12 protein-coding genes are annotated in these 15,267 nt (G+C 69.5%); 10 read left to right on the top strand and 2 right to left on the bottom strand.

What is annotated here, in order from left to right; all coding sequences use genetic code 11:
• Window positions 1-6 precede the first annotated feature (6 nt).
• From ACEN9Q_RS07920 to ACEN9Q_RS07900, 5 genes are all read left to right on the top strand, one after another.
• Window positions 7-2,166, top strand: a complete 2,160-nt coding sequence (locus ACEN9Q_RS07920) for a HAMP domain-containing methyl-accepting chemotaxis protein (RefSeq protein ID WP_495627952.1) — start codon at window positions 7-9, stop codon at window positions 2,164-2,166.
• A 15-nt stretch (window positions 2,167-2,181) separates the two neighbouring features.
• Entirely contained in the window at window positions 2,182-2,688 is a 507-nt protein-coding gene (locus ACEN9Q_RS07915; protein WP_495627951.1) for a chemotaxis protein CheW, read from the top strand.
• Between the two features lie 7 nt (window positions 2,689-2,695).
• A complete protein-coding gene (locus ACEN9Q_RS07910) occupies window positions 2,696-3,517 on the top strand; it encodes a CheR family methyltransferase (protein WP_495627950.1) in 822 nt (273 codons plus the stop codon).
• Window positions 3,514-4,599 (top strand): protein-glutamate methylesterase/protein-glutamine glutaminase, encoded by a 1,086-nt coding sequence (locus ACEN9Q_RS07905; protein WP_495627949.1) that lies wholly within the window; start codon window positions 3,514-3,516, stop codon window positions 4,597-4,599. The genes ACEN9Q_RS07910 and ACEN9Q_RS07905 overlap by 4 nt, the downstream gene beginning before the upstream one ends.
• Before the next feature lie 106 nt (window positions 4,600-4,705).
• The gene (locus tag ACEN9Q_RS07900; protein ID WP_495627948.1) at window positions 4,706-5,341 is read left to right on the top strand and encodes a hypothetical protein; all 636 of its coding nucleotides are present in this window, start codon (window positions 4,706-4,708) and stop codon (window positions 5,339-5,341) included.
• Here the strand turns inward: ACEN9Q_RS07900 and ACEN9Q_RS07895 are convergent.
• Window positions 5,328-6,596 carry a cytochrome P450 gene (locus ACEN9Q_RS07895; RefSeq protein WP_056442898.1) on the bottom strand — a complete coding sequence of 423 codons (1,269 nt, stop codon included), beginning with the start codon at window positions 6,594-6,596 and terminating at the stop codon, window positions 5,328-5,330. The two genes, ACEN9Q_RS07900 and ACEN9Q_RS07895, sit on opposite strands and share 14 nt — an antisense overlap.
• Before the next feature lie 119 nt (window positions 6,597-6,715).
• Window positions 6,716-7,516 (bottom strand): hypothetical protein, encoded by an 801-nt coding sequence (locus tag ACEN9Q_RS07890; protein WP_495627947.1) that lies wholly within the window; start codon window positions 7,514-7,516, stop codon window positions 6,716-6,718.
• 202 nt (window positions 7,517-7,718) lie between these two features.
• Between ACEN9Q_RS07890 and ACEN9Q_RS07885 the strand changes: the two genes are divergently transcribed.
• From ACEN9Q_RS07885 to tssA, 5 genes are read left to right on the top strand one after another with little or no spacing between them, the layout of a single operon-like run.
• Window positions 7,719-8,558, top strand: coding sequence for a M15 family metallopeptidase (locus ACEN9Q_RS07885; protein WP_495628926.1), 840 nt, complete (start codon window positions 7,719-7,721; stop codon window positions 8,556-8,558).
• A gap of 52 nt (window positions 8,559-8,610) precedes the next feature.
• The gene (gene tssM, locus ACEN9Q_RS07880) at window positions 8,611-12,399 is read left to right on the top strand and encodes a type VI secretion system membrane subunit TssM (protein ID WP_495627946.1); all 3,789 of its coding nucleotides are present in this window, start codon (window positions 8,611-8,613) and stop codon (window positions 12,397-12,399) included.
• A complete protein-coding gene (gene tagF / locus ACEN9Q_RS07875) occupies window positions 12,396-13,382 on the top strand; it encodes a type VI secretion system-associated protein TagF (protein WP_495627945.1) in 987 nt (328 codons plus the stop codon). Before tssM ends, tagF begins: the two co-directional genes overlap by 4 nt.
• A 1-nt stretch (window position 13,383) precedes the next feature.
• The gene (locus tag ACEN9Q_RS07870; protein ID WP_495627944.1) at window positions 13,384-14,178 is read left to right on the top strand and encodes an OmpA family protein; all 795 of its coding nucleotides are present in this window, start codon (window positions 13,384-13,386) and stop codon (window positions 14,176-14,178) included.
• 19 nt (window positions 14,179-14,197) lie between these two features.
• Complete coding sequence (gene tssA / locus ACEN9Q_RS07865; RefSeq protein ID WP_495627943.1) at window positions 14,198-15,229, top strand: type VI secretion system protein TssA; 1,032 nt, start codon at window positions 14,198-14,200, stop codon at window positions 15,227-15,229.
• Window positions 15,230-15,267 lie beyond the last annotated feature (38 nt).

Below are 15,267 nucleotides of genomic sequence, written 5' to 3'. Positions count from 1 at the left end.
AACACCATGACAGTCGTAAAGAAGATGATGCTGCTCGTGCTGGCAGCCCTCATCGGTATCGTCGCCCTGGCGGCAATGGGCCGCTACCAGCTCGCCCGCGTCTATGAGGCGGCCAGCTATGGCACGGTCAATTCCGTGCCCAGTTTCATCGCGCTCGACGAAGCATTCGAGCAACTGGCCTCGCTGCGGACCCGCGTCTGGCAGCACATGGCGCAGACCGACGCCGACAAGATGACCACGATCGAGCAGCAGATCGCCGAGCATCGCCGCAAGATCGACGAGGCCCTCAAAAAATACGATGCGCTGGTGGCCGACGACAAGGACAAGGCCCTGCTGGCGGCCGACCGCGCCAGTCTGGCGGAGTACGGGAAGCTGGCGGACGAGGTGATCAGGCTCTCGCGCGCCAACAAGAACGTGGAGGCCCGCGACCTGATGTTGGCGAACACCGCGCTCGTGGACAAGAATTGGGACGCGTTCAACGACCATCGCAAATATAACCAGGAACTCGCCACGAACAGCGGCGCGACGGCCGTCACCGTGCAGAACTCGGCGGAAATGACGTCACTGGCGGTGTCCGTCCTCACGCTGGCCGCGGTCGGCCTGCTCGGCTTCTTCATCACCCGCAACCTGCTGGCCCAGCTCGGCGGCGAACCGGCCTACGCGGGCGCCGTCATGGCGCGTATCGCGGGCGGCGACCTCGATGTGGAAATCAAGACCAGGGCGGGCGACGAGGCCAGCATGCTGGCCGCCGTCAAGGGCATGGTCGGCAAGCTCAAGCAGGTGATCGACGGGCAGCGCGCCGTGGTGGAAGCCGCGAACCGGGGCAACTTCGATGCCCGCGTCGACCTGGCCGGCCTGCAGGGCTTCCAGAAGGAGATGGGCGAAGGACTGAACCAGTTGGTGACGACCACCGGCGCCAGCATCGGCGACGTGGTCCGTGTGATGAGCGCCGTGTCGCAAGGCGACCTGTCGAACAAGATCGACAAGGCCTACCAGGGCGCGTTCGGCGAACTCAAGGAATATGCCAACAACACCGTGGGCAAGCTGACCCAGGTGATCGACGGGCAGCGCCGCGTGGTGGAAACGGCCAACCGCGGCAACTTCGACGAGCGCGTCGACCTGACCGGCCTGCAGGGCTTCCAGAAAGAGATGGGCGAGGGGTTGAACCGGCTGGTTGCGACCACGAGCGCGTCGATCGAGGACGTGGTGCGGGTAATGGGCGCGATGTCCGAGGGCGACCTGACCCGCCGCATCGAGAAGTCGTACGAGGGCGAGTTCGCGAAGCTCAAGGAATATTCCAACAACACGGTCGACAAGCTGGCGCAGGTGGTGGCCGAGGTGAACGGCGCGGCCGACTCCCTCGCCAGCGCATCCGAACAGGTGAGCGCCACCGCGCAGTCGCTGTCGCAGGCGTCGAGCGAACAGGCGGCCGGCGTCGAGGAAACCAGCGCCTCGATCGAACAGATGACGGCGTCGATCGCCCAAAACACCGAGAACGCGAAGGTCACCGACGGCATGGCGACCAAGGCGGCGAAGGAAGCGTCGGAAGGCGGCGAGGCGGTGAAGGAAACGGTGTTGGCGATGAACCAGATCGCCCGCAAGATCGGCATCATCGACGACATCGCGTACCAGACCAACCTTCTCGCGCTGAATGCAGCGATCGAGGCGGCGCGCGCCGGCGAGCATGGCAAGGGCTTCGCGGTGGTGGCGGCCGAGGTGCGCAAGCTGGCCGAGCGCAGCCAGGTGGCCGCGCAGGAGATCGGCGAGGTGGCGACCAACAGCGTAGCGCTGGCCGAGAAGGCGGGCAAGCTGCTGGACGAGATGGTGCCGAGCATCCGCAAGACATCCGACCTGGTACAGGAAATCACGGCCGCCTCGGAAGAGCAATCGTCCGGCGTGGGCCAGATTAACGCGGCGGTCGGCCAGTTGTCCCATACGACGCAGCAGAACGCTTCCAGTTCGGAAGAGCTGGCGGCGACGGCCGAGGAGATGAGTTCCCAGGCCGAGCAGCTGCAGCAGACGATGAGCTTCTTCCGCCTGGCCGCTGGCGCGTCCGCCCGTCCCGCGGCGCGACAGGCCCCGCGCGCCAGGCGCGCCCCGCTGCGCGTGGCGGGCGGCCTGAGTGCGCAGGCCGAGCCGGACGAAGCCAGTTTCACCAATTTCTGATCCAGGGGTGACCGAATGAAGCACACGAACCAGGAAACCAATGTGGACGGCCAGACCGCCCAATACCTCACCTTCATGCTGGGCGGCGAATCGTTCGGCATCGGCATCATGGCCGTGAAGGAGATCATCGAATTCGCCGGCATCACCGAAGTGCCGATGATGCCGGACTCGATCCGCGGGGTGATCAACCTGCGCGGCGCCGTCGTGCCCGTGATGGACCTCGCGGCCCGCTTCGGCCGTCCGCAGACCGTGGCCGGCAAGCGCACGTGCATCGTCATCGTCGAGCTGGAAGGCGACGGCGAGCGCCAGCTGACGGGCGTCGTCGTCGATGCCGTCAGCGCCGTGCTGGACATCCCGGCCGCGGACATCGAGCCGGCACCGTCGTTCGGCACGCGCATCCGCGGCGACTTCATCGCCGGCATGGGCAAGGTGAACGGCAGGTTCGTCATCCTGCTGAACGTCGACTCGGTGCTGGCGCTCGCGGGCCTGCCCGACCTGGCGGCGGACGCCGCGCTGGCCTGAGGCACCCATGCAGCACAGTGCGATCAGCCAGGGCGAATTCGCGCGCTTCCAGCGCTTCATCTTCGACATGGCCGGCATCACCATGTCCGATTCGAAGAAGGCGCTGGTCAGCGGCCGCCTCGCCAAGCGCCTGCAGCATCTCGGCCTGCCCTCGTACGACGCCTATTTCCGCCTGCTGACGGACGGCGCGCACAAGGACGAGGTGCAGCTCGCCGTCGACCTGCTGACGACGAACGAGACCTACTTCTTCCGCGAGTCGCGCCATTTCGAGCTGCTGCGCGAGGCGGCGGAAGCGGCGAGTCCGGAGCTGCGCACAGGGGCGCCGTTCCGCGTGTGGAGCGCCGCCTGCTCGTCCGGCGAGGAACCGTACAGCATCGCGATGGTACTGGCCGACGTGTTGAAAGCGGCGCCGTGGGAAGTCACGGCGTCCGACATCAGCACGCGCGTGCTGCAGCGCGCGCGCAGCGGGCACTATCCGCTGGAGCGGACCAGCCACGTGCCGCCGGACTACCTGCGCCGCTTCTGCCTCAAGGGCATCCGCGAGCAGCAGGGCACCCTGCTCGTCAACCGCGCCCTGCGCGAGCGCGTGCAGTTCCGCCAGGTGAACCTGAACACGGCGCTGCCCGGGGACCTGGGCATGTACGACGTCGCCTTCCTGCGCAACGTGATGATCTACTTTAACGGCGAGACCAAGCGGCAGGTCGTCACGCGTGTGCTGGGCCGCCTGAAACCCGGCGGGCACCTGTTCATCGGCCATTCCGAGAGCCTGCAGGACATGGGCGACCTGGTCCGCCCCGTCATCCCTTCCGTCTACCGCAAACCGGCATGAAGACGATCGATGTGATGGTGGTCGACGATTCGGCCGTCGTGCGCAAGATCGTCGGCGCGATGCTGGAAGGCGCCCCCGGCATCCGGCTGCTGCACGCCGTGTCCGACCCGCTGCTCGCGATCGAGCGCATGAAGCTGGCGTGGCCCGACGTGATCGTGCTGGACGTCGAAATGCCGCGCATGGACGGCATCACCTTCCTCAAGAAAATCATGGCGGAGCGGCCGACGCCCGTCGTGATCTGTTCCACCTTGACGGACAAGGGCGCCGAGACGACGATGGCGGCGCTGGCGGCAGGCGCCGTATCGATCATCACCAAGCCCAAGCTGGGGCTGAAGGACTTCCTCAACGAGAGCGCGGACGAGCTGGTTGCGGCCGTGCGGGCGGCCAGCCAGGTCAATGTGCGGCGCCTCGCCGCGCGCGTCGCGCCCGCCCCCGCGCCCGTGCCCGCGAAGCTGACGGCGGACGCCGTGCTGCCGGCCGCGCACGATGCGCGCCCCCTGCTGCGCACGACGGAACGCGTCGTCGCGATCGGCACCTCGACGGGCGGCACGCTGGCGCTGGAAGAAGTCCTGACGGCGCTGCCGCGGGTCACGCCCGGCATCGTCATCGTGCAGCACATGCCGGAAAAATTCACGGCCGCCTTCGCCGAGCGCCTCAACGGCCTGTGCCTGATCGAGGTGCGCGAGGCGCGCCACGGCGACCGCGTGCTGCCGGGCCGCGCGCTGATCGCCCCGGGCGGCAAGCACATGCTGCTGCGGCGCGACGGCGCGCAATACTGCGTGGACGTCATCGACGGTCCGCTCGTCAACCGCCACCGTCCGTCGGTGGACGTGCTGTTCCGTTCCGTCGCCAAACACGCCGGCACCAACGCGCTCGGCATCATCATGACGGGCATGGGCGACGACGGCGCCGCCGGCCTGCTGGAAATGCGCAAGGCCGGCAGCCGCACCGTCGCGCAGGACGAGGACAGCTGCGTCGTCTACGGCATGCCGAAGGAAGCGATCAAGCGCGGCGGCGTGGAAAAGTCGGTGCCGCTGAAGGCCCTCGACCGCGAGATCCTGCAGCAGCTGGCCGCGCGCTGACCCGGCCGGTCCGGCCCGCCGTGACAAACGGTGAGCCATGCGGCGGCGCACGCGGGTATCATGCCTCCCTGAACAGTGAGTCCACACGCCGAGACGGGAGACGACGATGAAAAACATGATGGGTAGCGCCGCGCTGGCGATGTTGCTGGCGACATTGCTGGCGGCATGCGGCGGCGGTGGCGGCAATCCGGGTTCCGCGAGCAGTCCGACGCCGCCGCCGGCGACGGGCGGCGGGAACCTCGACGCCTACGTCGGCACCTGGACGTCCGCCTGCACGTCGCACGCGCTCGACACGGCCGTCATCCAGCGCCCCGCCGGATCGGCCAACACGCTCACGATCGGCGTCACCACCAATTACTACGCCAACACGACCTGCACCGGCGACATCATCGCGACGCAGACCTGGAGCGCCGACACGACGGCGACCTATATCGGCACCGTGGCATCGAGCATCACGCCCGCCCCCGGCGTGGCCGTGATCTCGGCTTCCGTGGACAAGGTGACGACGCAGGTGCCGCAGCGCAGCGTCACGCTCACGGGGACCTTCGTCAGCCACAAGATCATCGACGGCCAGCCCAACTGGTGCGTCGATTACGCGGGCGGTTCCGTGTGCGTGCCCGACCAGGTCTACGCGGCCGGCGCAGCCCCCTTCGACGGCCTGTATGTGCTGGGCACCGATCTGTACGAGGTCAAGTCGAACGGCACCAATTTCGACGCCGTCGAACACTTCACGAAGAAATGACGGGTAGCGCAGCGAGCCCGCGCAGGCCCGCGATGCCGTTCCAGCGCGGGACCGCATCGGCCAGCGCCAGCCCCGGCCAGCGCCGCAGGACGGCGCGCAGCACGACGTCGGCCTCCAGCAGCGACAGCCCGGCGCCGATGCACACGTGGGGCCCGCTGCCGAACGACAGGTGGCTGCCGGCGCGCCGGCCGATGTCGAACGTATCGGGGTCAAGGAAGCGGTCCGGATCGCGGTTGGCCGCGCCGATCATGGCGATCACGAGGTCGCCGCGCTTGAGCGTCGTGCCGTGCAGCGTGAATTCGGTCGCGACGCGCCGGCCCGTGTACTGCACGGGACTGTCGTAGCGCAGCAGTTCGCGCACGGCCAGCGGCACGCCCTCCTCGTCCGCGCACAGGCGCGCCCACGCGTCCGGATGCGTGAGCAGGGTGTACAGGCCATTGCCGAGCAGGTTGCGCGTCGTCTCGTGGCCCGCGAACAGCAGCATCGCGCATTGCGCCAGCAGTTCGCCGTCGGCCTGGATGTCGCCCGCGGCCTCGGCCAGCAGCATGCGGCTGACGAGGTCCGTGCCGGGTTCGCGCCTGCGCGCGGGCAGCAGCGCGTCGAAATACCGCACCATCTGCAGCAGGCTGCGCTGGGCGGCGCGCAACTGCTCGGCCGTCGGCTGCAGCGCGCCGATGAATGCGGCCAGATCGTCCGACCAGGCCATGAAGCGCGCTTCGTCCGCGCGGGGTATGCCCAGCATCAGCCCGATGACGCGCGACGGCAGCGGGCGCGCGACCGCGGCGATGAAGTCGAAGCCGGCGCCCGCATCCAGCTCGTCGAGCAGCTCGTCGGCGAGACGCTCGACCTCGACGCGCAAGGTTTTCACCAGGGTCGGATGGAAGCCGGCCGCCATGGCCTTGCGCACGCGCTGGTGGTCGGCGCCGTCGAGGAACACCATGGCGCTGCCGAACAGGCGCTGGAACGCTTCCAGCCCCGCCTGCGCGCGGCGGCCCGCAAAGCTCGCGTCGACGCCGGGAATGCGCTTGACCCAGCCACCCGTGCGCTGCGACGAAAAGCGCGGATCGCGCAGGGCCAGCTCGACGTCCTCGTGGCGCGTCAGCAGCCACGCGCCCTGGAACACGTCGTCGCGCCACAGCACCGGTCCCGCCGCGCGCAAGCGGCTGTAGGCGGGATACGGGTCGTGCAGGAAGGCGGCGTCGAACGACGGCGCCGCCGGTGCCGCGTCGGGCGCCGTGGTCGCGAAGTCTCTCATGCGATTCAAAAGATGATGAACGGCCGGCACATGCCGGGGGCTCGCACTTTACCATTTTTTCGGCGCACCGGTCCCGTTCGACGACCGCGCCGACGGGCGCCACGGCCGTCTTGCCGTGCTCAGGTCTCCGGCTCGGACCGTGCAGCCGGCACCCGCTTGCACGCCGCCTCCCTGCGCCCCACGGCATCGCACACCCGCACGCGGCACTGCTCTTCGCCGGCCGCGTTGTAGCGGCGGCACGCCTCCAGTTGCTGCGCCGGCGTGGCCTTGCGGTTCACCGGTTCCATGTGGCTCATCAGGGCCGCCAGCAGCACGACGTCGCTGTCCTGCTCGCGCGCCGCGCGCGGTTTCGCGCGTTTTTCCCTGCCGCCGTCGCGCGCCGTGTCCCGTGCCGCGTCGTGCGCTTTGCGGTGCGCGGCCTTCGCATGCGCTTCCTTCGGTTCCGCCTTCGCCGCATGCGTCTTGTGGCGTTCCGGCGCGGGCGGTGCCGCCATGTCGGCCAGCGGATTGGCCATCGGCGCGGCCGGTTCCGGCACCGCCGGCGCCGCGGGCTCGTCGCGCAGCACGGCCGCCGTCGACGCGGCGGGCGCCGGCATCGACACGGGCGTGACCGGCGCGGCGCGCGGCACCTCGGCCACGCTGGTCACGGCCGGCGCCGCGGCCACGGCGACCGCCGGCGTGCGGCCTTCCTCGCCGCCGCCGAACAGGAGCAGCGCACCGCCCGCGACGACCGCCCCGACGGCGGCAACGCCCCACGCCAGCGCGCGCGAACGGGGCCGCGGCCCCTGCGCGGCACGGGGCTGCCCGTGCATGCCGTCCAGGGAGCTCAGGATGCCCTTCTGTTCCGGGACAGCCTGCTCGTCGGGCGAAAGCAGACTGGGCCGGCCGCCTCGGACCGGGCGATCGCCTTGATGTTGCAATTTAGCTCCTTAAAAAAGTTTGCATTACTTTACAAGAATCAAGACAATTGTGCCGCGAATTTGCTTTTAATCGTGCGCGATTAACACATTTGGTGAGTTTTTGCGTTTTTTCAATCGTGCGCGGGGTTGTCGATTGCCGGATTTATACTTTCTGGAAATATTTTAACGACAACTATGTGTCCGACTATCCGGAGTGTCCTTGGTGTGGGTCCTGGCAGTAACCGTTTATTTCATCGTGGCGTGCGCCGTCAGCTGGATGGTGCTGTTTCCGGCCGGCCGCGAATTCGTCCTGAGCGCGCTCGCCGGGGCCGGAGTGCGGCTCGGCCGCCGCGCGGGCGCGTTGGCGCAGCAGGGCATGCGCGACGCCGATGCGGTCCGCACGAACGGCCGCGCGGCGGCGGGACGGCTGGCCGGCTTCGTGCGGCGCCACTGGATCGCCTGCGCGTGCGGCGCCGCCCTCGTCTGCCTGCCGCCGCTGGCCGCCCTGCTGCTCGCGGAACGGCCCGTGCTGAGCGGCTACGAGCCGTCGACGCACGCCGTGAACGAGCAGGTGGCCGACCTGCTGCAGGGCGAGCAGCTCGTGCCGCCGCCCCCGCTGCCGCCGCTCGTGTTCGCGACGGCCGAAGTGGCGCAGGAGCGGCCGCTGCTCGCTTCGGCCAGCCGCGACTGGGCCATGCTGAACGCGGACTACACGCAGCGCCTGCTCACGGTCTTCCGGATCATGAAGGAGCGCTACGGCTACGACATGGCGATCCTGGAAGGCTACCGCAGCGCCGCGCGCCAGGATGCGCTGGCCGCGCTGGGTCCCGGCGTCACGAACGCCCGGTCGTGGCAGAGCTGGCACCAGTACGGGCTCGCCGCCGACTGCGCGTTCGTCCGCGACGGCCGGCTCGTGATCTCGGAAAAGGATCCCTGGGCCATGCGCGGCTACCAGTTGTACGGCCAGGTGGCGGAATCCGTCGGCCTGACCTGGGGCGGCCGCTGGAAGATGATGGATTTCGGGCATACGGAACTGCGCCTGCCCGGCGTCATGAAACGCTGACTCACCAATCCCGCACCACGCGCACCACGGCATCAACCACTCTCTCGTCATCATGCAAAAAATCTGGCATTTCCTGACCGCCCGCACCAGCCTCACCGTCATCGGCTGGGCGGCCTTCGCCGCGTTGCTGTTCGCGGCCGCGCGGCTGCTGCAATGGCCGCCCGCGCTCCCCTGGATCGTGCTCGGCGCCGCCCTGCTCGTGGGCGCGGCCCTGTGGCTGTGGCGCCGCTGGCGCCATGCGCGCAAGGCCGGCCGGATCGGCGCCATGCTCGAACAGCAGGCCAGCCCGCAAGCCGATCAACCCGTCGCCGACGCGACGCAGCGCCAGGAAACGGAAGTCATCCGCAAGCGCCTGCTGGACGCCATCGCGACGATCAAGGGCTCCAAGCTGGGGCAGTTGTCGGGCAGCGCCGCGCTGTACGAACTGCCGTGGTACATGATCATCGGGAACCCGGCGGCCGGCAAGAGCACGGCGATCGCCAGCTCCGGCCTGCAGTTCCCGTTCGCCGACAGCAAGGTCGTGCAGGGCGTGGGCGGCACGCGCAACTGCGACTGGTTCTTCACGACCGAGGGCATCCTGCTCGACACGGCGGGCCGTTATTCCGTCGTCGACCAGGACCGCGCCGAGTGGTTCGGCTTCCTCGACCTGCTCAAGAAACACCGCCGCAAGGCCCCGATCAACGGCGTCATCATCGCCGTCAGCATCGCGGAGCTGACGCGCAACCGGCCCGAGTTCGCGATCAACCTGGCCAAGAACCTGCGCCAGCGCGTGCAGGAACTGACCGAGCGCCTGGAAGTGCACGCGCCGGTCTACGTCGTGTTCACCAAGGCCGACCTGATCGACGGCTTCAACGAATTCTTCCAGGAGAGCGAGCGCGCCGAACGCGAAAAGGTGTGGGGCGCGACGCTGCCCTACGACCAGAACGTGACGAGCGAGCGCCTGCTCGACCAGTTCGACGCCCGCTTCGACGAACTGTACGACGGCCTCAAGGAACTGAGCCTGGCGAACATGTCGCAGCAGGCGCGCGAGAACATGCCGTCCGGCGTGTTCACGTTCCCGCTCGAATTCGCGTCCATCAAGCCGGCGCTGCACGCCTTCGTCGCCACGCTGTTCGAGGACAACCCGTTCCAGTTCAAGCCCGTGTTCCGCGGCTTTTACTTCACGAGCGCGCTGCAGGAAGGCGAGACGGTGTCGACGTCGTCGGCCCGCGTCGCCCAGCGCTTCGACCTGCGCCTGCAGCCGCCCGCGCACGAGGACCAGCACCAGCAGCAGGGTTACTTCCTCCTCAACCTGTTCCGCAAGGTGATCTTCGCCGACAAGGATCTCGTCGCGCAGTACGCCAGCCCGGCCAAGACGCGCCTGCGCTATGCGGCCTTCTTCGCGGCGACGGCCTTCGCCGGCCTCGCGCTGGCCGGCTGGAGCTGGTCGTACATGAACAACCGCCAGCTCGTCGCCAACGTCCAGGCCGACCTCGACCAGGCCATCCGCGTGCAGGGCAAGAGCATGGACCTGCAATCGCGCTTCCAGGCGCTGGAGATCCTGCAGGACCGCATCGAGCAGCTCGACCGCTATGCCGAGCACCGCCCGCTGTCGCTCGGCCTCGGCCTCTACCAGGGCAACCTCCTGAACCGCAAGCTGAAGGAGGAATACTTCAACGGCGTGCGCGAAGTGATGCTGAAACCCGTCGCGCAATCGCTCGAATCCTACCTCGCCGACGTCAACGGCAACGCGGCCCAGCTGCAACCGATGAACAAGCCGGCCGGCGCCACGGCGGCCGGCGCTCCGGCGGCCGACGCGCCGCAGCAGTTCAAGGACGCGTCGCCGCTCGACACCGAGGACGCCTACAACGCGCTGAAGACCTACCTGATGCTGGGCGATAAATCGCGCGCCGAAAGCGCCCACCTGAACGACCAGCTCACGCGCTTCTGGCGCAACTGGCTGGAAGCGAACCGCGGCGCGATGCCGCGCGAGCAGCTGATCCGCAGCGCCGAGCGCATGATCTCGTTCTACCTCGCGCAGGTGAACGATCCGTCCTGGCCCGTCATCGACACCCGGCTGGCACTCGTCGACCAGACCCGCGACAGCCTGCGCCGCGTCGTGCGCGGCATGCCCGCGCGGGAACGCGTGTACGCGGACGTGAAGGCGCGCGCGGCGACCCGCTATCCGTCGATCACGGTGGCGCGCATCGTGGGCGACCAGGACAAGGAACTCGTCCTCGGCAGCTATGCCATCTCCGGCGCCTTCACGCGCCAGGCCTGGGAAGGCTTCGTGCAGCAGGCGTTCCGCGACGCGGCCAACCGCGAGCTGCAGAGCGCCGACTGGGTCCTGAAGACGGCCGCGCGCGACGACCTCACGCTGGAAGGCAGCCCGGAACAGATCCAGAAATCGCTCGTCGACCTGTACAAGGCGGAGTACGCGCGCGAGTGGCAGAAGTTCATGCAGGGCGTGACGGTGAAGGACCTGGACGGCTTCGACGGCGCCGCCAGCGCCATGAACCGCCTGGGCGATCCGCAGAATTCGCCGATCGACAAGCTCGTGTCCACGGTCTATGAACAGACGTCGTGGGACAACCCGACCCTGGCCGGCGCCAGCCTGCAGCGCGCGCAGAACGGCCTCTCGGGCTGGTTCCGCGAGACGATCCTGCGCCAGAAACCGGCCATCGTGAACGTCAGCCTGCCGGCACCCGGCACACAGGCGGCGGCCGCGCCGGCCCTTGGTCCCGTCGGCCGCGAGTTCGCGGGCGTCGCCCGCCTCGTCGTGGCACGCGACAAGGACGCGTCGCTGATGCGCGGCTACATCGACAACCTGTCGAAGCTGCGCGCCCGCTTCAACCAGATCAAGAACCAGGGCGACCCGGGCCCCGGCGCCAAGCAGCTGATGCAGCAGACGCTGGACGGCAGCGGTTCCGAGCTGGCCGACGCGCTGCGCTACGTCGACGAGCAGATGCTGGTGGGGATGACGGACGCCCAGCGCCAGGCGCTGCGCCCCGTGCTCGTGCGCCCGCTGATGCAGACGTTCGCCGTGATCGTGCAGCCGGCCGAAAACGAGATCAACAAGGTGTGGGCCGCCCAGGTCGTCCAGCCGTTCAACCGCGGCCTGGCACTGAAGTACCCGTTCGCGACCGAGTCGAAGGCCGAGGCCAGCAACGCCGAGATCGGCGAGATCTTCGGCCCGGACGGCGCCATCGCGAAATTCTTCACGACGACGGTGGGCCCGCTGGTGGTGCGCCGCGGCGATTCGCTCAGCCCGCGCACGTGGGCCGACATGGGCGTGAACCTGGCGCCGAACGTCGTCGCGAGCTTCCCGGGCTGGGTCGCGCCGCTGGCCGCCGGCGGCGTCGCCAACGCGGCCGCGTCCAGCGGCGGCGAGGCGCAGACCCGCTTCGACCTGCAGGCCCTTGCCACGTCCGGCGCCACCGAATTCACGCTGGAGATCGACGGCCAGGCGCTGCGCTGGCGCGGCCAGCCGCAGCCCTGGGTGCACATGGTGTGGCCGAATCCGGCCGGCGTGCCGGGCGCGAAGATCACGGCCGTCACGCCGGAAGGCCGCAACGTCGTGCTGCTGGACGAGCCGGGCCACTTCGGCCTGAAGAAGATGATCGACGCGGCCCAGCGCAAGCGCAAGGACGGCGGCGTGTTCGAGATGAGCTGGCAGAATGCCGGCGTCACGGTGACGGCGAACCTCAAGGTCCTGCCGGCCGCGCCCGCGCCGGTCCAGGCCCAGGCGCCCGCGCCGGGCCAGGGATTCAAGCGCCTGCGCCTGCCGGACACGATCACCGCACCGAAGCCGGCCGCGCCGGCCGCGCCGCTGCGCACGGCCATGGCGGGAGACGCGCAATGAGCCGCCAGCTCACTCCCGTCAGCGTCGGCTATTTCGGCAAGCTGCCCAGCCGCGGCGACTTCGTGCGCGCCAGCGCCAGCCCGGCCTTGTTGAAAGTGCTGGACGACTGGCTGTCCGAAGCGATGGACCTGATGAGCGCCAACGCGCGCTGGAAGCTCGCCTACGACGCCGCCGCGCCACTGCACTTCGCCTTCGTCGGCCCGCGCCGGCGCCACGCGATCGGCGGCCACATCGTCGCCAGCAGCGACGAATCGAGCCGGCGCTACCCGTTCCTGATGGCCGGTGCGATGGAAATCGCCGAGCCGGCGGCCTTCCTGCCGACCACCCCGCTCGTGTTCACGCGCCTGTGGAGCCGGCTCGAAACGCTGACGCTCGGCGTGCGCAACGCGGGCGATCCGGCCGCGCCGCTTGCCGCCGCGAGCAGCCAGCCGATCGACCTGGACCTGCGCGCGTCCGCCTACGACGCCGCGTTCGAGGACTTCCTGGACGTGCTGACCATCGGCGCGCTCGACGCGCTCCTGGACCGTGCGGGCTTTCGCGTCTCGGCGCGCCAGGTGCTGCTGGCGCTGGGCATGCTGCTGCAGCCCGTGCTGGACAGCGGGTCCGGCCGGCTCGAGAAAAGCCTCGTGCTGCCGCTGCCGGAAGACCTCATCCACCGCAACCTCGTGGCCGCGTTCTGGATGCACGTGATCGCCCCGTTCCTCGCGCGCGCCGACTTCGAGCTGGCGCTGTTCGTCACCCGGCTGGAAGGCCGGCCCGCGCTCGTCGTCGGTTTTTCCGGCGCGTCGGCGCAGACGCTGCGCACCCTCATCGACCCGCAGGCGGGCCTCGACCACCTCATCGCGTTCGCGGACCTCGAATGGGTCGAGGACCAGGTCGACGGCGACTACGCCGTGCGCAAGCTCTCGTCCTACCTGGCCCAGGGCAGCCTGTCCCTCAAGTCCGCGCTCGATTCCGTCGGCGCGGCATTCATCGGAACCTGATATGCGAATCATCACCCAGCGCGCCCTCGCCGCCTTTTTCATCCTGTGCTGCGCCGGCGCGGCGGCGGCCCAGAACACCGCGCCGGCGCCGGCCACCCCGCAGCCGGGCCAGGTGCTGGCCAGCGGCACCGTGCCGGACGAGGCGACGAAGGCCGCCGTGCTCGCGAGGCTGCGCGACGTCTACGGGGCCGAACGCGTCGTCGACCAGATCGCCATCGGCCCCGTCGCCACGCCGGCGAACTGGAACGGCTATGTGCAAAAGCTGATCACACCCGACCTGCGCCAGATCAGCCGCGGCCAGCTCAAGATCGACGGCAGCAACGTCAGCCTGCGCGGCGAGGTGGCCAACGAGGCGCTGCGCCAGCGCATCGCCAGCAACGTCGCCACCAACCTGAACCCGACCTATACCGTCAACAACGGCCTGCGCGTATCCGCCGCCGAGCAGGCCCTGCTCGACAACACGCTGGGCAACCGCACCGTCGAATTCGAAAGCGGCAAGGCGACCTTGACCCCGACGGGCCGCGCGATCCTCGACGAGATGGTGGCCGCGATGCTGAAGCTGAAGGGCCGCCGCATCGAGATCATCGGCCACACGGACAGCGCCGGCCTGCGGGCCAGCAACGTGAGCCTGAGCCAGGCGCGCGCCGCCACCGTCAAGTCCTACCTGGCCGCGCACGGCATCGCGGAAGAGAACCTCGCCGCCAGCGGCCAGGGCCCGGACCGCCCCATCGCCAGCAACGACACGGCCGAGGGACGCGCGCGCAACCGCCGCATCGAATTCCGCCTCGCGCAATGATCCAATGACGAAAGACACCATGTTCACCGCCGACGCCCTGCTCGCCCCGATCTCCGCCGCGCAACCGTGCGGCGCCGACCTCGCGTTTTCCCCGGACCTGGACGCCATCGCCCGCGCGCGCCAGTTCGACGACCCGTCGCTCGCGCAAGGCGAATGGGTCACGGAGCTCAAGGAGGCCGACTGGGGCTTCGTCGTCGAGCGCTGCGCGCGCCTGCTGGCCGAACAGACGAAGGACCTGCGCCTTGCCGTCTGGCTCACCGAGGCGGCCGCCAAGCGGCACCATATGCGTGGCCTGAGCGAAGGATTCCTGCTGCTCGCGGGCCTGTGCGACCGCTTCTGGGACGCGGGCCTGTATCCGGAAGCGGACGGCGGCGACCAGGAACAGCGCATCGGCAACCTCGCGTGGATCTTGTCGCGCACGCGCGCCCTCGTGCGCGAGATGCCGCTGACGGAAGGCCGCGGCACCGCCTACTCGACGGTCGACTTCGTAGCGGCGCGCCGCCGCGCCGCCGCCGGCGACGCCGACACGCCGCCGCGCGTGGCGGACCTGGAAGCCGCGAAGCGCACGAGCTCCCCCGCCTTCAGCGACGCGCTGCGTAGCGACGCGCAGGCCTGCCTGGACGCGCTGGCGCAGCTGGAGCGGGCGGCCGACGCGCGCCTGGGCCACGACAGCCCCGGCTTTTCCGCCGCGCGCGACGCGGTGCAGACGCTGCTGCACGCGCTGCCGGCGCCCGCGGCCGCGCCACAGGCGCCGCAGCCGGTCGAGGCAGCCGCGCAGGCATCGCCGGCGCTGCCCGCCGTCGCGGTGGCGCCGCAGCCGCCGGCCGCCGGGCCGGGGCCGATCCGCACGCGCGCCGATGCGATCGCCCAGCTGCGCACCATCGCGAAGTTCTTCCGCGAGACGGAGCCGCACAGCCCCGTGTCGTATTTCGCGGAGAAGGCGGCGAGCGCCGGCGAGCAGGATCTGCATACCTGGCTGCGGTCCGTGATCAAGGACCAGGGGTCGCTGGCGCATCTGGAAGAGTTGCTGGGGGTGCCGCGGGCGGAGTAAGCGAACGGGTACAATCGGTCCTCCGCCAGCCGCCCGAA

The organism is Massilia sp. Masssp93 (assembly GCF_059491295.1).
This window is presented reverse-complemented; position numbering and strand designations above follow the sequence as displayed.

Bases quoted from the DNA above. Each gene is read 5' to 3' on its own strand.
- ACEN9Q_RS07920 (WP_495627952.1), top strand. From the start codon at position 7: ATGACAGTCGTAAAGAAGATGATGCTGCTCGTGCTGGCAGCCCTCATC.
- ACEN9Q_RS07915 (WP_495627951.1), top strand. From the start codon at position 2,182: ATGAAGCACACGAACCAGGAAACCAATGTGGACGGCCAGACCGCCCAA.
- ACEN9Q_RS07910 (WP_495627950.1), top strand. From the start codon at position 2,696: ATGCAGCACAGTGCGATCAGCCAGGGCGAATTCGCGCGCTTCCAGCGC.
- ACEN9Q_RS07905 (WP_495627949.1), top strand. From the start codon at position 3,514: ATGAAGACGATCGATGTGATGGTGGTCGACGATTCGGCCGTCGTGCGC.
- ACEN9Q_RS07900 (WP_495627948.1), top strand. From the start codon at position 4,706: ATGAAAAACATGATGGGTAGCGCCGCGCTGGCGATGTTGCTGGCGACA.
- ACEN9Q_RS07895 (WP_056442898.1), bottom strand. From the start codon at position 6,596: ATGAGAGACTTCGCGACCACGGCGCCCGACGCGGCACCGGCGGCGCCG.
- tssM (WP_495627946.1), top strand. From the start codon at position 8,611: ATGCAAAAAATCTGGCATTTCCTGACCGCCCGCACCAGCCTCACCGTC.
- tagF (WP_495627945.1), top strand. From the start codon at position 12,396: ATGAGCCGCCAGCTCACTCCCGTCAGCGTCGGCTATTTCGGCAAGCTG.
- ACEN9Q_RS07870 (WP_495627944.1), top strand. From the start codon at position 13,384: ATGCGAATCATCACCCAGCGCGCCCTCGCCGCCTTTTTCATCCTGTGC.
- tssA (WP_495627943.1), top strand. From the start codon at position 14,198: ATGTTCACCGCCGACGCCCTGCTCGCCCCGATCTCCGCCGCGCAACCG.